The organism is Herbaspirillum hiltneri N3 (assembly GCF_001267925.1).
In the GTDB taxonomy this organism is placed as follows: Bacteria; Pseudomonadota; Gammaproteobacteria; order Burkholderiales; family Burkholderiaceae_D; genus Herbaspirillum; species Herbaspirillum hiltneri.
Map to the genome: position 1 here is coordinate 473,119 of NZ_CP011409.1, position 17,790 is coordinate 490,908.

The 17,790-nt window shown below is 59.2% G+C and carries 19 protein-coding genes; 17 read left to right on the forward strand and 2 right to left on the reverse strand.

Going from position 1 to position 17,790, the window contains the following annotated elements:
• The first annotated feature begins 83 nt into the window (after positions 1 to 83).
• The 11 genes from F506_RS02145 (at position 84) to coq7 (ending at position 11,670) form a co-directional block, all read left to right on the forward strand.
• A complete protein-coding gene (locus F506_RS02145; RefSeq protein WP_053195131.1) occupies positions 84 to 1,964 on the forward strand; it encodes an ABCB family ABC transporter ATP-binding protein/permease in 1,881 nt (626 codons plus the stop codon).
• Positions 1,965 to 2,063: 99 nt separating this feature from the next.
• Positions 2,064 to 3,035, forward strand: a complete 972-nt coding sequence (locus F506_RS02150) for a LysR family transcriptional regulator (protein ID WP_053195132.1) — start codon at positions 2,064 to 2,066, stop codon at positions 3,033 to 3,035.
• Between the two features lie 347 nt (positions 3,036 to 3,382).
• Positions 3,383 to 4,681, forward strand: coding sequence for a Glu/Leu/Phe/Val family dehydrogenase (locus F506_RS02155; RefSeq protein WP_053195133.1), 1,299 nt, complete (start codon positions 3,383 to 3,385; stop codon positions 4,679 to 4,681).
• Positions 4,665 to 5,024 (forward strand): hypothetical protein, encoded by a 360-nt coding sequence (locus tag F506_RS23375; RefSeq protein WP_158443110.1) that lies wholly within the window; start codon positions 4,665 to 4,667, stop codon positions 5,022 to 5,024. Before F506_RS02155 ends, F506_RS23375 begins: the two co-directional genes overlap by 17 nt.
• Before the next feature lie 185 nt (positions 5,025 to 5,209).
• Complete coding sequence (locus F506_RS02160; RefSeq protein WP_235471341.1) at positions 5,210 to 6,130, forward strand: amino acid ABC transporter substrate-binding protein; 921 nt, start codon at positions 5,210 to 5,212, stop codon at positions 6,128 to 6,130.
• A gap of 175 nt (positions 6,131 to 6,305) precedes the next feature.
• Positions 6,306 to 7,253 carry an amino acid ABC transporter substrate-binding protein gene (locus F506_RS02165; RefSeq protein ID WP_053195134.1) on the forward strand — a complete coding sequence of 316 codons (948 nt, stop codon included), beginning with the start codon at positions 6,306 to 6,308 and terminating at the stop codon, positions 7,251 to 7,253.
• Between the two features lie 220 nt (positions 7,254 to 7,473).
• The gene (locus tag F506_RS02170; protein WP_053195135.1) at positions 7,474 to 8,223 is read left to right on the forward strand and encodes an amino acid ABC transporter permease; all 750 of its coding nucleotides are present in this window, start codon (positions 7,474 to 7,476) and stop codon (positions 8,221 to 8,223) included.
• A gap of 3 nt (positions 8,224 to 8,226) precedes the next feature.
• Complete coding sequence (locus F506_RS02175; RefSeq protein ID WP_053195136.1) at positions 8,227 to 8,922, forward strand: amino acid ABC transporter permease; 696 nt, start codon at positions 8,227 to 8,229, stop codon at positions 8,920 to 8,922.
• A gap of 79 nt (positions 8,923 to 9,001) precedes the next feature.
• Positions 9,002 to 9,730 (forward strand): amino acid ABC transporter ATP-binding protein, encoded by a 729-nt coding sequence (locus F506_RS02180; RefSeq protein ID WP_053195137.1) that lies wholly within the window; start codon positions 9,002 to 9,004, stop codon positions 9,728 to 9,730.
• A gap of 236 nt (positions 9,731 to 9,966) precedes the next feature.
• Positions 9,967 to 11,001 (forward strand): dihydroorotase, encoded by a 1,035-nt coding sequence (pyrC, locus tag F506_RS02185; protein ID WP_053195138.1) that lies wholly within the window; start codon positions 9,967 to 9,969, stop codon positions 10,999 to 11,001.
• A gap of 42 nt (positions 11,002 to 11,043) precedes the next feature.
• Positions 11,044 to 11,670: a 2-polyprenyl-3-methyl-6-methoxy-1,4-benzoquinone monooxygenase gene (coq7, locus tag F506_RS02190; protein WP_053195139.1), complete on the forward strand. Its 627-nt coding sequence runs from the start codon at positions 11,044 to 11,046 to the stop codon at positions 11,668 to 11,670.
• Positions 11,671 to 11,727: 57 nt separating this feature from the next.
• On the opposite strand, the gene F506_RS02195 is transcribed toward coq7, so the two are convergent.
• Complete coding sequence (locus F506_RS02195) at positions 11,728 to 12,186, reverse strand: OsmC family protein (RefSeq protein ID WP_053195140.1); 459 nt, start codon at positions 12,184 to 12,186, stop codon at positions 11,728 to 11,730.
• Between the two features lie 551 nt (positions 12,187 to 12,737).
• Here F506_RS02195 and rplM point away from each other — a divergent pair.
• From rplM to erpA, 6 genes are all read left to right on the forward strand, one after another.
• The gene (gene rplM, locus F506_RS02200) at positions 12,738 to 13,166 is read left to right on the forward strand and encodes a 50S ribosomal protein L13 (protein WP_007877931.1); all 429 of its coding nucleotides are present in this window, start codon (positions 12,738 to 12,740) and stop codon (positions 13,164 to 13,166) included.
• 9 nt (positions 13,167 to 13,175) lie between these two features.
• Complete coding sequence (gene rpsI / locus F506_RS02205; RefSeq protein WP_034299906.1) at positions 13,176 to 13,568, forward strand: 30S ribosomal protein S9; 393 nt, start codon at positions 13,176 to 13,178, stop codon at positions 13,566 to 13,568.
• Positions 13,569 to 13,754: 186 nt separating this feature from the next.
• Positions 13,755 to 14,792, forward strand: coding sequence for an N-acetyl-gamma-glutamyl-phosphate reductase (gene argC, locus F506_RS02210; RefSeq protein ID WP_053195141.1), 1,038 nt, complete (start codon positions 13,755 to 13,757; stop codon positions 14,790 to 14,792).
• A 23-nt stretch (positions 14,793 to 14,815) separates the two neighbouring features.
• Complete coding sequence (locus F506_RS02215) at positions 14,816 to 15,520, forward strand: DUF6776 family protein (RefSeq protein ID WP_053201165.1); 705 nt, start codon at positions 14,816 to 14,818, stop codon at positions 15,518 to 15,520.
• Between the two features lie 8 nt (positions 15,521 to 15,528).
• Positions 15,529 to 15,930: a bactofilin family protein gene (locus F506_RS02220; RefSeq protein WP_007877923.1), complete on the forward strand. Its 402-nt coding sequence runs from the start codon at positions 15,529 to 15,531 to the stop codon at positions 15,928 to 15,930.
• A 53-nt stretch (positions 15,931 to 15,983) separates the two neighbouring features.
• Positions 15,984 to 16,349, forward strand: a complete 366-nt coding sequence (gene erpA / locus F506_RS02225) for an iron-sulfur cluster insertion protein ErpA (protein ID WP_016832796.1) — start codon at positions 15,984 to 15,986, stop codon at positions 16,347 to 16,349.
• Positions 16,350 to 16,483: 134 nt separating this feature from the next.
• On the opposite strand, the gene hemL is transcribed toward erpA, so the two are convergent.
• Positions 16,484 to 17,785 (reverse strand): glutamate-1-semialdehyde 2,1-aminomutase, encoded by a 1,302-nt coding sequence (gene hemL / locus F506_RS02230; RefSeq protein ID WP_053195142.1) that lies wholly within the window; start codon positions 17,783 to 17,785, stop codon positions 16,484 to 16,486.
• Positions 17,786 to 17,790: the final 5 nt, after the last annotated feature.

A 17,790-nucleotide genomic window follows, 5' to 3' on the forward strand; every position in this document is an offset into this window, starting at 1 on the left:
GAACCTCCTAGTTTATAGGAGTCGCGGGATCTTCGCGGCTCCTCCGCAAAACAAAAGCACAAATTTTTCCGGGCAATTTTTTCATGCGTCGATATCCGCCTTCCGCCGCGCCGCAAGCTGCGCGTACACCTTCCGTTCCTGCGCACAGCGACTGGCAAACGCTGGCCACCTTGCTGCCTTATCTCTGGACCTATAAATGGCGCGTACTGCTGGCGCTGGCATTCCTGGTCGGCGCCAAGCTGACCAACATCGGCGTGCCCTTGTTGCTCAAGCAACTGGTTGATCGCATGACCGTCGGCCCGAACAATCCGCAGGCGCTGCTGGTGTTGCCGCTGACGCTGCTGGTGGCCTATGGCGCATTGCGGCTGGCGACGACGGTGTTTACCGAATTGCGTGAATTCATTTTCGCCAAAGTGACGCAGCGTGCGGTGCGCACCATTGCGCTGAAGGTGTTCCGCCACCTGCATGCGCTGTCCTTGCGTTTCCACCTGAACCGGCAGACCGGCGGCATGACGCGCGACATTGAGCGCGGCACGCGCGGGGTATCGTCGCTGGTGTCGTATGCGCTGTTCAGCATCTTGCCGACGCTGATCGAAATTGCCCTGGTGCTGGTCTACCTGGTGCTGCACTACGAGATCTGGTTCACCGTGATCACGGCGGGCGCGCTGGTGCTCTATATCGTGTTCACGATCACCGTGACCGAGTGGCGCACGCACTTCCGCCGCACCATGAACGATCTCGATTCGCGCGCCAATTCCAAGGCCATCGATTCGCTGCTCAACTACGAGACGGTGAAGTATTTCGGCAACGAGGATTTCGAAGCGCGCCGCTACGACGAAGGCCTGCAGCGCTACGAAGCCGCGGCGGTCAAGTCGCAGTCATCGCTGTCGCTGCTCAACTCGGGACAGTCGGCCATCATCGCCATCGCGGTAACCCTGATCCTGTGGCGCGCCACGCAAGGTGTGATCAGCGGCAAGATGAGTCTGGGCGACCTGGTGCTGGTCAACGCGTTCATGATCCAGTTGTACATTCCGCTCAACTTCCTGGGCGTCATTTATCGCGAAATCAAGCAAAGCCTGGCCGACATGGAACGCCTGTTTTCGCTGCTGGAGCAGAACAAGGACGTCGCCGATGCCCCGGATGCGAAACCGTTGACGACGAACGGCGCCGCGCTGCGTTTTTCGCATATCGATTTCAGCTACGAGAGCAAGCGCCAGATCCTGTTCGACGTCGATTTCGAAGTTGCCGCCGGCACCACTACCGCAGTGGTCGGCCACAGTGGATCGGGCAAGTCGACGCTGTCGCGCTTGCTGTACCGCTTCTACGATATCGACGCCGGCGCGATTACCATCGACGGCCAGGACCTGCGCAACGTCACTCAGGCCTCGCTGCGCAAGGCCATCGGCATCGTGCCGCAGGACACCGTACTGTTCAATGACACCATCGGATACAACATCGGCTACGGCAAGCCCGGCAGCAGCAAGGAAGAAATCGTCGCCGCCGCCAAGGCCGCGTATGTGCATGACTTCATCGAGTCGCTGCCGGACGGTTACGAGACCACAGTCGGCGAGCGGGGGCTGAAGCTTTCGGGCGGCGAGAAACAGCGCGTGGCGATTGCGCGCACGTTGTTGAAGAATCCGGCTGTGCTGATCTTCGACGAAGCCACTTCGGCGCTGGATTCCAAGGCCGAGCAGGCGATCCAGGAACAATTGAGCGAGATCGCCGAAAGCCGCACCACGCTGATCATCGCGCATCGCCTGTCGACCATCGTCGATGCGCATCAGATTCTGGTGCTGGAGCATGGGCGTATCATCGAGCGTGGCACGCACACCCAGCTGCTCGCGGCCGATGGCGCCTACGCGCAGATGTGGGCGCGCCAGCAGGCGCGCGAGGATGACGACGGCGAGGAGGACGGTGCAGGTGCAGGCGCCGGGCCGGTGTCGCCATCGCTGCAATTGGCGTGAGCGGCGCGGCACGTCACCATAACGACAACGAACGACAACGAACGACAACGATAACGACAACAAGAGCGGCGCATGCCCTCATGAGGTGGGATAGAAAGCATGGAAACCAAGTGGCTGGAAGATTTCATTTCCCTTGCTGAAACGCGCAGTTTCAGTCGCTCCGCAGAATTGCGCCACGTGACGCAACCGGCGTTTTCACGGCGCATCCAGTCGCTCGAAGCCTGGCTCGGCTCGGACCTGATCGACCGCACGTCTTATCCGACGCGACTCACGGCGGCCGGCGAAGTGTTCTACGAGCAGGCGGTGGAAATGCTCGGCCAGATCAATAACACCCGTGCGCTGTTGCGCGGCAAGCGCCCGGCGGCGCAGACCACCGTCGATTTTGCGGTGCCGCATACCTTATCGCTGACCTATTTTCCGAAATGGCTCAGTTCGCTGGAGTCCGGCTTCGGCGCGCTCAATACGCGCCTGATCGCGCTCAACGTGCATGACGCCGTCATGACCATCGTCGAAGGCGGCTGCGACTTGCTGCTGTGCTATCACCATCCGCGCCAGCCGGTGCAGCTCGATTCCAGCCGCTACGATATGCTCAGCATGGGCAAGGAAAGCGTGCGTCCGTACTCGCGCTGCGATCGCACCGGCAAGCCGGATTATGTGTTCCCGGGCAGTTCCAAGGCGCCGTTGCCGTTCCTGTCCTATACGCCCAATGCCTACCTCGGCCGCATGGTGGAGCTCATCCTCACCGACGCCAAGAAGCCGCTGCACCTGGAAAAGCACTACGAAACCGACATGTCGGAAAGCCTCAAGATGATGGCCCTGGAAGGGCACGGCGTGGCTTTCCTGCCGGAGTCCTCGGTCACGCGCGAAGTGCGCAACAAGCAACTCGCACGCGCCGACGGCGCCCAGGGCGAATGGGAAGTCGAGATGGAAATCCGTTTGTACCGAGAACGGCCGACTCCGCAACGCAGCGGCAAGGTGGTGGTGGCGCGCTTGTGGGACTATCTGCAGGAGCTCGAGGCAGGCAGGAATGCCGCCGTCGTGCGGACAAAAAAGGCCTCGAAAGCCCCGTAAAACAAGGATCGAAGAATAACTATGCGTAGAACGCATAGTTGCATGCGCACAAAGCATTAGCTTTGCTGCATCGCATTGACCTACGATGGCGTCGCTGTCGATGGCGTGCCTGGATGTCAAGTTTGCACGATGGTTTTGTGCAGGCGCATCCGCTCTCCCGGCCGGGTTTTTCACCCGGCGGCGGCTGAAAAATTAAGCAACATTGCGCGACAATGCGGACGCTACCGGAGTAGGATGGCGTTAGCTTGAATTCCGTTGAATTCCAATGATTTCCGCGAGTTTGATTAATTTTGCAGCAGCCTCGGCCAGCATGGCTAAGCGTGGCAACATCAAGGAGCGATTGCATCATGTCGAACGAACCACTCAAGCAGCACGAAGTCCCTTCATACGTCACTCCGCATGGCATCGGTCCATGGGGCGTCTATCTCGAACAAATTGACCGCGTCACCCCTCACCTCGGCTCGCTGGCGCGCTGGGTGGAAACCCTGAAGCGTCCCAAGCGCATCCTGATCGTCGACGTGCCGATTGAGCGCGACGACGGCACCATCGCCCACTTCGAAGGCTACCGCGTGCAGCACAACACCTCCCGCGGTCCGGGCAAGGGCGGCGTGCGTTTCCATCAGGACGTCACACTGTCCGAAGTGATGGCGCTGTCGGCCTGGATGACCGTCAAAAATGCCGCAGTCAACGTGCCGTACGGCGGCGCCAAGGGCGGCATCCGCGTTGATCCGAAAACCCTGTCGCGCGGTGAACTGCAGCGCGTGACGCGTCGCTACACCAGCGAAATCGGCATCATCATCGGACCCAACAAGGATATTCCCGCACCTGACGTCAATACCGATTCGCAGATCATGGCATGGATGATGGACACCTATTCCATGAACCAGGGCAGCACTGCTTCTGGCGTCGTCACCGGCAAGCCGATTTCGCTCGGCGGCAGCCTGGGTCGCCATGAAGCGACCGGCCGCGGCGTGTTCGTGGTCGGCTGCGAAGCAGCGGCAAAACGCGGTCTCGACATCAAGGATGCACGCGTCGCGGTACAAGGTTTCGGCAACGTCGGCGGCATTGCCGCACGTCTGTTTGCGGAAGCCGGCGCCAAGGTGGTGGCGGTGCAGGATCACATCACGACGGTCGTGCGCGACAGCGGTCTGGATGTGCCGGCGTTGCAGGCTTATGTGGCTGAACACGGCAGCGTCCGGGGTTTCCCGGGCGCCGACGAAGTGACGGATCGCGCCCTGTTTTGGGCGACCGATTGCGACATTCTGGTGCCTGCCGCGCTCGAGCAGCAAATCACTGAAGCCAATGCTTCGATGATTCGCGCCAAGATCATTCTCGAAGGGGCGAACGGTCCGACCACACCGGCGGCCGATGACATCCTGCACGACAAGGGTGTGCTCATCGTTCCTGACGTGATCGCCAATGCCGGCGGTGTGACAGTGAGCTACTTTGAATGGGTGCAGGACTTCTCGAGCTTCTTCTGGACTGAAGACGAGATCAACCTGCGCCTGACCCGCATCATGCGCGAAGCGTTCGCGGCGGTGTGGCAACTGGCGGACGAAAAGAAAATTTCGTTGCGCACGGCGGCCTTCATCGTTGCCTGCACCCGCGTGCTGCAGGCGCGCGAAATGCGTGGCCTGTATCCTTGATGCCCGGCAGCGAAAACGCATCAATGCAATAGCACAGCAACACAGCAACACGGCAGGCGGAAGAATCACAAGACCAATATCTTCGCTTGCCGTGTGCAGTAAAAAAGATGAATCGGCGGCAGGTTTTTGCAGTCGGGAATTGCGAGAAACGCAGGTGCGTTTGATCGCATTTTTTCCATGGTTGCAGACAAGCGATGCCGAGCGCGAAGGAGGAGACGTCCACGCCAAATACATACCGTCCACGCTGACATTCGTCATGCCGCTGGTGCGCACTTTTCGTGCGCATACACGTGCGCCGGTGCATGCGCAGCGCACTACGCTGGCGGGTTGTTTCCCCTTTTGACGAATTTGCCGTATGCGCCTGCCGACGCGGCTTTGGCTTGCCCGATGCGAGAGTGGCCAAGCGGGCAAATGGGGCAATAAGGGCTTGAATTGCCGCGCTGATCTCGCGATTGGAGACTTGATTTTCTGGCATGATACTTGCTCATGATAAATCTCCGATGCCATGCGTCGGCAAAAGGGCGCGCGATGATGACTCGATATGCCAGCCAGGCGACGACGCGGTGGATCATCAACGCGATACTCCTGAGTTTATGCATCGGCTTGCCGATGCAGGCACGGTCGGAAGGAACGCTGGAAAAAATCCGGCGCACCAATGCGGTGGTGATCGCTTACCTGAACGGCACGACGCCGTTTGCGTTTCTCGGCGACGACAAGCAGGTGACCGGTTACACGATTGAACTGTGCAGGAATATCGCGGAAGGCTTGCGCAAAGAATTGAAGTTGCCGCGCATGCAGGTGCAGTTCCTGGAAGTCGACACGGTGACGCGCTTCATCGCGCTGGATCAGGGCAAGGCGGATCTGGAGTGCAGCACTTCCACGAACAACGCCGAGCGGCGCAAGATTGCCGCGTTCACGGTGCCGCATTTTTTTGCGGCGGTGCGCATGCTGGTGAAGAAGGATTCCGGCATTCGCAACTGGGAGGATTTGCGCGATAGGACCGTCGTTGTGCCACGCAACACGCCGATGGTGAAGTTGCTGGAGCAGCGCAGCAAAATCCGCTCGCTGAATATCAGGATCGTGGAAGTCGCGTATAACGGAGACGCCTTCGATAGCGTCGAGAAAGGCAAGGCCGATGCCTTCGTGATGGAAGACGTGCTGTTGCGGCGCTACCTCTTGTCGGCGCCGCAGGCGGAGAATTACCAGGTCGTGGGCGAGGCGCTATCGCTGGAGCCTTACGGCATCATGATGCGCAAGGGCGATCCCGAATTCAAAAGATTCGTGGACCTGCAAATGGTGCGGATCGTACGGTCAGGCGAGATTTACAGGATTTACGATCGCTGGTTCGTGCAGCCGATCAGCGCAAAAGTGCCGTCGATGAACATGCCGATGGGCTTCATTTTGCGCGATACTTTGCGGTATCCCACGGACAAGGTCGGCGACGATTGAAGATTGCGTGTTTTGCTGCAATGGCGCATTGGCGGCAATCGACACGCTGGCGGTGAGCGGGATGGTTTTGTAAGCTAAGCTGAATTGAGCGCAAAATAGCGTCTTTTCAAGAATGAAGGCTATTTTTGAAGAATGGCTTTTGGTACACTACGTAAAAATTTTTCCAGGAGGTCACATGAAGTTATTAAAGTTCGCAGGGGTGTTGGTTGGGGCAAGCGTTTTGATGGGCTCGGTCCACGCAGAAGAGTTCACCGGTCGTCTGAAAAAAATCAAGGAAACCGGCACACTGACGCTGGGCGTTCGTGATGCATCGATTCCTTTCTCCTATCTGGATGACAAGCAATCGTATCAAGGCTACTCGATCGACCTGTGCCTGAAAGCGGCGACAGCGATCCAGAAGAAACTGGGCCTGACTTCGCTGAACGTGAAGATGGTTCCCGTGACTTCGGCAACCCGTATTCCACTGATCGCCAACGGCACAACTGATATCTCGTGCGATTCCGCGACCAACAACATGGAGCGTCAGAAGCAAGTTGCTTTCGCCGTCACCGAGTTCGTCACCGCGAACCGTTTCCTGACCAAGAAGGCTGCCAACCTGAAGACGCTGGATGACCTGAAGGGCAAGACTATCGTCTCGACTTCCGGTACATCGAACCTGAAGCAGATCACCACGCTGAATACCGAACGCAACCTGGGCATGAACATCCTGGCTGCCAAGGATCACGCCGAAGCGTTCCTGATGGTTGAAACCGGTCGTGCAGTGGCGTTCGTCATGGACGACATCCTGCTGTCCTCGCTGGCTGCAAACTCCAAGGCGCCTGGCGACTACGTCGTTTCCAGCGAAGCGCTGTCGGTTGAGCCATACGGCCTGATCCTACCGCTAGGCGATACCGCCTTCAAGAAGGTCGTGGATGACGCGATGATCAACGTCTACAAGGGCGACGACATCAAGAAGATCTACGCCAAGTGGTTCCAATCGCCGATCCCGCCAAAGGGTGTCAACCTGAACGTGCCGATGAGCCCGCAACTGCAAGCTGTCTTCGCCAAGCCGACCGATTCGGGCGATCCGGCCGCTTATGCAGCCGTGCCTGAAGCGCAAAAGCAATCTTCGAAGAAGAAGTAAGCCGGAGAGATGCTTGAAAGCGCGGCATTTGATTGCCGCGCAGCATGAAAAACGAAACGGGGGAGTTGTCCCCCGTTTTGTTTAAGTTGGCGAAGAAAAGCAAGACCTGCTCAGAAGTCGTCTTTCACTGTAGATGAAAGCCGGCGCAGGCAGCCGAAGAGCGCCGTGAAAATGGGGTTCTTGATCGCAAACGAGTCGAGACGAGAAGACGAGGGCATTTATGCATTACAACTGGAACTGGGGCATATTCTGGGAGCAATCTCCCGACGGCATCCCCTATATCGATACATTGCTGATCGGCCTGAAATGGACCATCGCCACGGCCGTACTGGCCTGGATCATGGCGCTGATTCTGGGTACGGTCGTCGGTACCATCCGCACGACCCAGAAACCATGGGCCGTCAGAATTGCCAACGGTTACGTTGAGCTGTTCCGTAACATTCCACTGCTGGTCCAGATGTTCCTCTGGTACTTCGTGATGCCGGAACTGGTTCCTGCCGCAGTGGGCGATTGGCTCAAGAGCCTTCCTGAGGCGTCGTTCGTCACCGCCTTCCTGGCGCTTGGTTTCTTCACGTCCTCGCGTGTCGCCGTGCAGGTCAGCACCGGTATCAACGCCTTGCCGCGCGGCCAGCGCATGGCCGGCGCTGCACTCGGCCTGACGCCGGTACAGACTTACCGCTACGTGCTGCTGCCGATGGCGTTCCGGATCATCATCCCGGCGCTGACCAACGAATTTGCGGCGATCATCAAGAACAGCTCGGTGGCGCTGACCATCGGCCTGGTGGAACTGACCGCAGCGACCTACTCGATGCGCGAATTCACGTTCCAGACCTTCGAATCGCTGACTGGCGCCACGATCATCTACATCATCATTTCCGTCATCGCGCTGTTGCTGGCACGCTTCCTCGAGCGCGTCACCGCCGTGCCCGGTTACATCACGACCGGCAGCTCCAGTACGGGAGGACATTAAACTATGTTTTCTAATTTCGACTTCGATATTATTCAGCGCTCGTGGTTCTACCTGATCACGACCGGCCTCAAGTTCACCCTGGTGCTGACGATTTCGGCCATGGTAGGCGGCATCATCCTGGGCACCCTGCTGGCGATGATGCGCCTGTCGAGCAACAAGCCGTTGTCGTTCGTCGCCACCACCTACGTCAATCTGATCCGCTCGGTGCCGCTGGTGCTGGTGATTTTCTGGTTCTACTTCCTGGTGCCGTTCATCGGTGCATGGGTCATCGGCGCCAGTGAGCCGATCCAGGTCGGTGCATTTCAATCTGCGCTGATCACCTTCATCCTGTTTGAAGCGGCGTACTACTGCGAAATCATGCGTTCCGGCATTCAGTCGATCCCGCGCGGCCAGGTATTTGCCGGCTACGCGATCGGCATGAACTACTGGCAGATGATGGGCAACGTGGTGCTGCCGCAGGCGTTCCGCAACGTTACGCCGATCCTGTTGACTCAGACCATCGTGCTGTTCCAGGACGTGTCGCTGGTCTACGTGCTCGGCTCGGTGCCCGACTTCGTCACCAGCGCTTCGAAAATCGCTCAGCGTGACGGCCGTCTGGTGGAAATGTACCTGTTTGTCGCGGTGGTCTACTTTGTGCTCAGCTTCGTGCTGTCGCAAACCGTCAAGCGCTTCCAGCACAAGATCGCCATCATTCGCTAACCAATGCTAACGACTCTCGCCGGCGCGGCATGCGCCTGACGCCGGCGGACATACCGTATTCAGGAATTAGGAGAAATAAATGATTGAACTCAACAACGTCAGCAAGTGGTACGGCAGCTTCCAGGTTCTGACCGATTGCACCACCAGCGTGGCCAAGGGCGACGTGGTCGTGGTCTGCGGTCCTTCGGGCTCGGGCAAGTCGACGCTGATCAAGACAGTCAACGGCCTGGAGCCGTTCCAGAAGGGCACCATCACCGTTGACGGTGTGTCTGTCGGCGATCCGAAGACCAACCTGTCGAAACTGCGCGCGCGCATCGGCATGGTGTTCCAGAACTTCGAGCTGTTCCCGCATCTGTCGATCCGCGAAAACCTGACCATCGGCCAGGTCAAAGTGCTGGGCCGCAGCGTGGACGAAGCCACCGAGAAGGGTCTGAAGTACCTCGATCGCGTCGGCCTGATCGCGCAAAAAGACAAGTTCCCGGGCCAGCTGTCGGGTGGTCAGCAGCAACGTGTGGCGATTGCCCGCGCGCTGTCGATGGATCCGATCGCGATGCTGTTCGACGAACCGACTTCGGCGCTCGATCCGGAAATGATCAATGAAGTGCTGGACGTGATGGTCGGCCTGGCGCAAGAAGGCATGACCATGATGGTCGTGACCCACGAAATGGGCTTTGCACGCAAGGTCGCCAATCGTGTGATCTTCATGGACAAGGGCCTGATCGTGGAAGACTGCAAGAAGGAAGACTTCTTCGGTTCGCCGCGTTCGGATCGCGCACGCGACTTCCTGGCCAAGATCATCACGCACTGACAGCGGACCGTGTCTGGCGGATGCTGCGGCATCTGTCGACGCAAGGACCAGCAAAACCGCCCCGGCTTCGGCTGCGGCGGTTTTTTGCTTTTTGCGCATGATGTGGCTTGACGCGGCTTGATATGGCGCAACCGGCGTGCGCCACCCCTTGCGGTAAAATAACGGCATTTCGTGCGTGGCCGACAAGTCTGTCGCCGCCCCAGACATCAACAGAACGATCAGGAAAGAGAAGAGCGATGAGCGACGTAGTGACCATTACCCGTCCGGATGACTGGCATTTGCATTTGCGCGACGGCGCTACCATGGCGAGCGTGTTGCCGCACACCGTTCATCAGTTCGCGCGGGCCATCGTCATGCCCAACCTGAAGCCGCCGGTCACTACCGTGGCGCTGGCCTCGGCTTATCGCGATCGCATCCTGGCGGCGTTGCCGGCCGGGTCCGACTTCGAGCCGCTGATGGTGCTGTACCTGACCGACAACACGCCGCCGGATGAAATCCGCAAAGCCAGGGACAGCGGTTTCGTGCACGCCGTCAAGCTGTATCCGGCTGGCGCGACCACCAACTCCGACGCCGGCGTGACCGATCTGCGCAACTGCTACAAGACGCTGGAAGTGCTGCAGGAAACCGGCATGCCTTTCCTGGTCCACGGCGAAGTGACTGATCCGGCCATCGACATTTTCGACCGTGAAGCGGTCTTCATCGATCGCGTGATGACGCCGCTGCGCCGCGACATGCCCGAGCTCAAGGTGGTGTTCGAACACATCACCACCAAGGACGCCGCCGACTACGTGATGTCGTCCGATGGCCCGACCGCCGCGACCATCACCGCGCATCACCTGCTGTACAACCGCAATGAAATCTTCAAGGGCGGCATCCGCCCGCATTACTACTGCCTGCCGGTGCTCAAGCGCGAAACCCATCGCCAGGCGCTGGTCGCCGCAGCGATTTCCGGCAGCGACAAGTTCTTCCTCGGCACCGATTCGGCGCCGCATGCCAAGGGTTTGAAAGAGCACGCCTGCGGTTGCGCCGGTTGCTACACCGCGCTGCATGCGCTGGAGTTGTACGCCCAGGCGTTCGACCAGGCGGGTGCGCTGGACAAGCTGGAGGCATTCGCCAGTTTCAACGGCCCGGCCTTCTACGGCTTGCCGCGCAATCAGGGCCGCGTCACGCTGCGCCGCGAGAACTGGACCATCCCGGCAGAATTGCCGATGGGCGATACCACGGTGGTGCCGCTCAACAGCGGTGAAACCATCAACTGGAAAATGGCCTGAGCCGCCGGCTCAACCCGATTACTTCTGAGTGAGATTGCGCCCATGTCATTCGCCGACAAACTGATTCATGACCTCGACAAGGCCTTGCGCGTAGTCAGCGGCGTGGTGGCGTCATCGCGTCCGAATCCCGCCGCGCTGATCGGCGACGCCGCCATGAGCGACGCCGAAAAGCGGCATAGCGCCGGCCTGATGCGCGTCAACCATGTCGGTGAAGTGTGTGCGCAGGCGCTGTATGACGCGCAGGGCCGTTTCGCGCAGGCGCAGGCGCTCAAGCAGCAATTCGCGCACGCCGGGATTGAAGAAGAGGATCACCTGGCATGGACCGCAGAGCGTCTGCGCGAACTCGGTTCGCACACCAGCCTGCTCAATCCGCTGTGGTACGCCGGCTCTTATGTGCTGGGCTCGATTGCAGCCCGCGTGGGCGATGCGCGCAATCTTGGTTTCGTGGCCGAGACCGAACGCCAGGTCGAGTTGCATCTGATCAGCCATCTGGAAAAACTCCCGGCGCAAGATGCAAAATCGCGCGCCATCGTCGATCAGATGCGCAAAGATGAAGTCGAGCACGGTGAAGCCGCCAAGGCTCTCGGCGCTGCCGAGATGCCCGCCGCCATCCGCGCCGCGATGAAGCTCATGTCGAAAGTCATGACCACGGTGGCTTACCGAGTCTGAACGCAAGCGTCGGACGCCCGGCCGTTGCGGCCGGGCAGGGCGCCAGCTGCCCGCGGCTTACTGTTGTTGCAGTTGCTGCGGCGGATCGGCGAGGTCGTCGACGATTTCAAACGAGTGCGTTATTTCCGCCGTCTTTTCCAGCATGATCGAGGCCGAGCAATATTTGTCGTGGGACAGCTTGATCGCACGTTCCACCACGTTTTGCTTGAGATTGCGGCCGCGTACGGTGAAATGGAAATGGATCTTGGTAAACACTTTCGGATCCTGTTCGGCGCGCTCCGACTTGAGAGTCACTTCGCAACCGCGGATATCCTGGCCGCTCTTGCGCAAAATCACCACCACATCGTAGGCCGTGCAACCGCCGGTACCCAGCAGCACCACCTCCATCGGGCGCGGCGCCAAGTTGCGGCCGCCACCGTCGGGCGCGCCGTCCATGGCGACAACATGGCCGGAGCCGGTTTCTGCGAGGAAAGTCATGCCTGAGGAGAGGCCGGTCCAGCGTACTGTGCATTCCATATGCGTTCTCATTCGATAAATAAGGGGGAGGCGGCTATTGTAGCTTTTCCCGCAAACCGGGTCTGGCCGTGCATGCGCGGACGCGCCGCGAATAGGCAAATATATGCATATTGCAAAGCAGCAAAAACTATTGTTTTTCCTTTGTTTAAATAGAGCCAAATAGGGAAAATTAAATCTTGCAGTGCACAATTTCGTTTGCTATATTGAATTCACTGATTGACGTTTCGACGCCATCAACCCTGTCTCCTCCACCCTCCTCCTTTGGTGTGGATTTAAACCCGGAACCCTCGTTCCGGGTTTTTTTTGCCTTCGCCGGCGGGCGCCGCTTCATAGGAAAATGTGCCGAAAAGGCCACTGCGCGCGGGCCGGGGAATAAAGGGTTTGACGCTAAGTCCTTGAAAAGGCTATAATTCTCGGCTTTCCGTTCGCTCTGGGAAAGATAACAAGGAAGAGTCTGCGTTTGGTATGACGAGGCAGCACGTGCAGCACGCCGCCCCGATAGCCGCAGAACCGCCAAATTGAGCGTTTATTTTTAATATTAGGAAGTCATCATGAAAACCTTTTCCGCTAAAGCCCATGAGGTAAAGCGCGAGTGGTTCGTGATTGACGCGACGGACAAAGTCCTCGGACGTGTTGCCAGCGAAGTGGCACTCCGACTGCGCGGCAAGCACAAACCAGAATTTACTCCGCACGTCGACACGGGCGATTTCATCGTCGTGATCAATGCCGGCAAACTGCGTGTCACTGGCACCAAAGCAACTGAAAAGACGTACTACCGTCACAGCGGCTACCCAGGCGGCATCTACGAAACGAATTTCCTGAAAATGCAACAGCGTTTTCCAGGTCGCGCGCTGGAAAAAGCGGTCAAGGGCATGTTGCCTAAGGGCCCGCTCGGCTACGCGATGATCAAGAAGCTGAAGGTTTATGCAGATGGCAATCATCCGCACGCTGCTCAGCAACCTAAAGCACTCGAACTCTAAGGAACAGACATGATCGGTAACTACAATTACGGAACCGGCCGTCGCAAGAGTGCAGTGGCGCGTGTTTTCATCAAGTCCGGCTCGGGCAAGATCGTCGTCAACGGCAAGCCAGCGAATGAATATTTTTCGCGCGAAACCGGTCTGATGGTGATTCGTCAACCACTGGAACTGACCAACAACGTCGAGCGTTTCGACATCATGGTCAACGTCCACGGCGGCGGTGAATCCGGCCAGGCTGGTGCTGTTCGTCACGGCATCACCCGCGCTCTGATCGACTACGATGCAACACTGAAGCCAGAACTGTCCAAGGCAGGCTTCGTTACACGTGATGCACGTGAAGTCGAACGTAAGAAGGTTGGTCTGCGCAAAGCTCGTCGCGCAAAGCAATTCTCGAAGCGTTAATATCGACGCGTGCTTTTCAGCACAACGAAAAGCCGCCGGCGCAAGCCTGGCGGCTTTTTGCATTCCGGGGCGGATTTTTCGCCCTTATTTGCGCTTTGAATCGGTGCGCCTTAGGGTAATGTGACAGAAATATTCTCCTGTTAAAATCAAAGGCTCCCGGGAAAGCCCGTTCAGCAAGGAAAAAACATGATCAAGGTTGGTATTGTCGGCGGTACAGGCTACACAGGCGTGGAGTTGCTGCGCCTGTTCGCCTCGCATCCGGACGTGCAGTTGCAGGCGGTGACATCGCGCAAGGAAGACGGCATGCCGGTGGCGGAAATGTATCCGTCGCTGCGCGGCCGCGTCGATATCGCCTTCTCTTCGCCCGACAAAGCCAAACTGACCGACTGCGACGTCGTCTTCTTCGCCACGCCGCATGGCGTCGCCATGGCGCAGGCGCCTGAATTGCTGGCCGCCGGCGTCAAGGTGATTGATCTGGCTGCGGATTTCCGTCTGCAGGATATCGCCGCGTTCGAGAAGTGGTACAAGATGCCGCACAGCTGCCCTGAACTGCTCAGGGAAGCCGCCTACGGCCTGGTGGAGCTGAACCGCGACGCGATCCGCAAGGCGCGCCTGGTCGGCAATCCAGGTTGCTACCCGACCACCATGCAGCTGGGTTTTGCACCGCTGCTCAAGGCCGGCGTGATCGATGCCTCGCACCTGATCGCCGACTGCAAGTCGGGCGTCTCCGGCGCCGGTCGCAAGGCCGAGATCGCCACGCTGTTTTCGGAAGCGTCCGACAATTTCAAGGCCTATGGCGTGTCGGGCCACCGCCACTCGCCGGAAACCGTCGAGCGCCTCAGTACATTGACCGGCGACAAGGTCGGCTTGCTGTTTACTCCGCATCTTGTGCCGATGATCCGCGGCATGCATTCGACGCTGTACGCGCGCCTGACCCGGGACATCGACAATGCCGCATTGCAGGCGCTGTTCGAGGACGCCTACAAGGACGAGCCGTTCATTGACGTGATGCCGTTCGGCGCGCATCCGGAAACACGTACCACGCGCGCATCCAACATGCTGCGCATCGCGTTGCATCGTCCGGACAACGGCGATACCGTGGTCGTGCTGGTGGTGCAGGACAACCTGGTCAAGGGCGCTTCCGGCCAGGCCGTGCAATGCATGAATCTGATGTTCGGCCTGGAGGAAACCACCGGCCTGATGCACGTGCCGGTTCTGCCGTGAAATACAGGCTGTGGGTCAGGCGCATGTCGATTTCGGCGCCGAAGATGACCATCAAGCGTCACATGCCCTGGCCGCTGCGTGCGGTGTTCCTGGCGGTGGTGGTCGGTCTCGGCGGCGCGATGGCGATGTGGGCCTACGACCTCGGGCGCAACAATTTTGCCGGCCTGAATCCGGACGGCATGCGCGACCAGGTGGTCGCACTGAAGGAGCAGGTCAAGAAGCTCAGCGCCGAGCGCGAGCAATTGTCTACCAGCGCCAATGCGGCCGAAAGCCAGCTCAATATCGAGCGTTCGGCGCAGGCGCAACTGGCCGGGCAGATCAAGACACTGGTGACGGAAAACAACAAGCTCAAGGAAGACCTGTCGTTTTTTGAAAGCTTGCTGCCGACCAACGTCGGTGTCGACGGCATTACCATCCAGCGCCTGAAGGCGGAAGTGGTGGTGCCGAATCAGGTGCGTTATCAATTGCTCGCAATCCAGGGCGAAAAGGGGCGCCAGTTTGTGGGCAACCTGCAACTCTCCGTGACGGTGTTGCAGGGCGGCAAAAGTGTTATTATCAACTTCCCCGAACAAAACGCGACAGATCAGGCGCGCTACAAGCTCGCATTCAAGTACTATCAGCGGGTGGAAGGCGTATTGACCCTGCCCGAGGGTGCAACCATCAAGGCGATTCAGGCTCGCGTCCTCGAAAGAGGCCAGATGCGCGCCCAGCAATCCGTGAATTTGTGAGGTGAATCATGTTGGGACGTAAATCCAAAAGCACGATCGACAGCTTGATCGGCATTTCCACCAGTATCCAGGGCGACGTCCATTTCAAGGGCGGCTTGCGCATTGACGGGCATATCAAGGGCAACATCAACGCCGAGGCCGGCCAGCCGAGCGTGCTGGTAATCTCGGAGCACGCCAAGATCGTCGGCGAAATCCGCGCGGTGCACCTGATTGTCAATGGCGAAATCATCGGCGACGTCCATTCGGTCGAGCTACTTGAATTACAGCCGAAAGCCCGCATAACCGGAGATGTGTATTACAAAGCTCTGGAAATGCACGGCGGTGCGCTGGTGTCCGGCAAGCTCAGCCACGGCCAGACCGAAGAGGCGCCGGTGCTCAAGCTGGCGGCTTCGGCCGGCGGCGATGCATGATTTTTCCAGACGCCTTATAATGTCCTCATTGTCCGCAGACGCAGGAGCCTGATATGAATGCCGTAGCCGAAATCCCCGAAACCTCGATGCCAGCCCCGATGGTCTTTTCCGACAGCGCCGCCGCCAAGGTTGCACAACTGATCGAAGAAGAGGGTAACCCAGACCTGAAACTGCGCGTATTCGTGCAGGGTGGCGGTTGCTCCGGCTTCCAATACGGTTTCACATTCGATGAAATCGTCAACGAAGACGACACCACCATGACCAAGAATGGCGTCCAGCTATTGATCGACTCGATGAGCTACCAATATCTGGTCGGCGCAGAGATCGACTACAAGGATGACCTGGAAGGCGCGCAGTTCGTGATCAAGAATCCGAATGCCACCACCACTTGCGGTTGCGGTTCGTCGTTCTCGGCGTAAGTAGCCAAACAGAGCCGGATTCGTCTTCCCAGACGTAAAAAGGACGCGAAAGCGTCCTTTTTTGTTTTCTGCCACTGCTTTGACTGATGGTTGCAACCGACAGGATTGCAACCACCCGCGATTCAGGCGGCAATTCAGCTGGCGATCTCCGCGAAAGCCGTGCGCGCCGCTACCAGGGTTTCCGCAATGACCGCGTCGTCATGCTGCGCCGACACGAAGCCCGCTTCGAACGCCGATGGCGCAAGATACACGCCCTGGTCGAGCATGGCGTGGAAGAACACGTTGAAGCGTTCCTTGTCGCCTTGCATGACTTCAGCATAGCTGGTCGGCACCGCCGCCGAAAAGTAAAGACCGAACATACCGCCCAGCGTATCCGCCGAGAAAGTCACGCCCGCGTCGCGGGCCGCATCGCCGAGGCCATCGGCCAGCTTGCGCGTCTGCGCCGACAGCCGTTCGTAGAAACCGGCCTCCTGGATGATCCTGAGCGTGGTCAGGCCCGCCGCCACCGCCACCGGGTTGCCCGACAGCGTACCGGCCTGGTAAACGCCGCCCAGCGGCGCCAGGTGCTTCATGATATCGGCGCGGCCGCCGAAGGCAGCCACCGGCAAGCCGCCGCCGATGACCTTGCCCAATGCGGTCAGGTCCGGCGCGATGCCGTACAGCGATTGCGCACCGCCCAATGCCACGCGGAAACCCGACATCACTTCATCGAAAATCAGGATGGCGCCGTATTCGGTGCACAGGCGGCGCATGGTTTGCAGGAATTCCGCCGTCGCCGGCACCAGGTTCATGTTGCCCGCGACCGGTTCGACGATCACGCACGCGATCTCGTTGCCGGCGGCCTTGAAGGCTTCTTCCAGCTGTTGCGTGTTGTTGTAGTCGAGCACCAGGGTGTGTTTGACGAAGTCCTCTGGCACGCCTGACGAGGTCGGGTTGCCGAACGTCAGCAAGCCGCTGCCGGCCTTGACCAGCAGGGAGTCTGCGTGGCCGTGGTAGCAGCCTTCGAACTTGACGATCTTGTCGCGCCTGGTGGCACCACGCGCCAGACGCAGGGCGCTCATGGTCGCCTCGGTGCCGCTCGAGACCAGGCGCACCTGTTCAATGGAGGGCACCAGTTTGCAGATCTCTTCGGCCATGTCGATCTCGCCTTCGGTCGGCGCGCCGAAGCTCAGGCCGCGCGCGGCCGCTTCCTGCACCGCCTGCACCACCTTCGGATGGGCGTGGCCGACGATGGCCGGGCCCCAGGAACCGATGTAGTCGATATAGCGGCGCTCTTCGGCATCCCAGAAATACGGGCCTTGGGCCTTGGTGATGAAGCGCGGCGTGCCGCCGACCGAGCGGAAGGCGCGTACCGGCGAGTTGACGCCGCCGGGGGTCGTCTTCTGTGCGCGGGCGAACAGGGATTCGTTGGTATTGCGTGGGCTGTGTGCGTTCATACGGA

Bases quoted from the DNA above. Each gene is read 5' to 3' on its own strand.
- F506_RS02145 (WP_053195131.1), top strand. From the start codon at position 84: ATGCGTCGATATCCGCCTTCCGCCGCGCCGCAAGCTGCGCGTACACCT.
- F506_RS02150 (WP_053195132.1), top strand. From the start codon at position 2,064: ATGGAAACCAAGTGGCTGGAAGATTTCATTTCCCTTGCTGAAACGCGC.
- F506_RS02155 (WP_053195133.1), top strand. From the start codon at position 3,383: ATGTCGAACGAACCACTCAAGCAGCACGAAGTCCCTTCATACGTCACT.
- F506_RS02160 (WP_235471341.1), top strand. From the start codon at position 5,210: ATGATGACTCGATATGCCAGCCAGGCGACGACGCGGTGGATCATCAAC.
- F506_RS02165 (WP_053195134.1), top strand. From the start codon at position 6,306: ATGAAGTTATTAAAGTTCGCAGGGGTGTTGGTTGGGGCAAGCGTTTTG.
- F506_RS02170 (WP_053195135.1), top strand. From the start codon at position 7,474: ATGCATTACAACTGGAACTGGGGCATATTCTGGGAGCAATCTCCCGAC.
- F506_RS02175 (WP_053195136.1), top strand. From the start codon at position 8,227: ATGTTTTCTAATTTCGACTTCGATATTATTCAGCGCTCGTGGTTCTAC.
- F506_RS02180 (WP_053195137.1), top strand. From the start codon at position 9,002: ATGATTGAACTCAACAACGTCAGCAAGTGGTACGGCAGCTTCCAGGTT.
- pyrC (WP_053195138.1), top strand. From the start codon at position 9,967: ATGAGCGACGTAGTGACCATTACCCGTCCGGATGACTGGCATTTGCAT.
- coq7 (WP_053195139.1), top strand. From the start codon at position 11,044: ATGTCATTCGCCGACAAACTGATTCATGACCTCGACAAGGCCTTGCGC.
- F506_RS02195 (WP_053195140.1), bottom strand. From the start codon at position 12,186: ATGGAATGCACAGTACGCTGGACCGGCCTCTCCTCAGGCATGACTTTC.
- rplM (WP_007877931.1), top strand. From the start codon at position 12,738: ATGAAAACCTTTTCCGCTAAAGCCCATGAGGTAAAGCGCGAGTGGTTC.
- rpsI (WP_034299906.1), top strand. From the start codon at position 13,176: ATGATCGGTAACTACAATTACGGAACCGGCCGTCGCAAGAGTGCAGTG.
- argC (WP_053195141.1), top strand. From the start codon at position 13,755: ATGATCAAGGTTGGTATTGTCGGCGGTACAGGCTACACAGGCGTGGAG.
- F506_RS02215 (WP_053201165.1), top strand. From the start codon at position 14,816: ATGTCGATTTCGGCGCCGAAGATGACCATCAAGCGTCACATGCCCTGG.
- F506_RS02220 (WP_007877923.1), top strand. From the start codon at position 15,529: ATGTTGGGACGTAAATCCAAAAGCACGATCGACAGCTTGATCGGCATT.
- erpA (WP_016832796.1), top strand. From the start codon at position 15,984: ATGAATGCCGTAGCCGAAATCCCCGAAACCTCGATGCCAGCCCCGATG.
- hemL (WP_053195142.1), bottom strand. From the start codon at position 17,785: ATGAACGCACACAGCCCACGCAATACCAACGAATCCCTGTTCGCCCGC.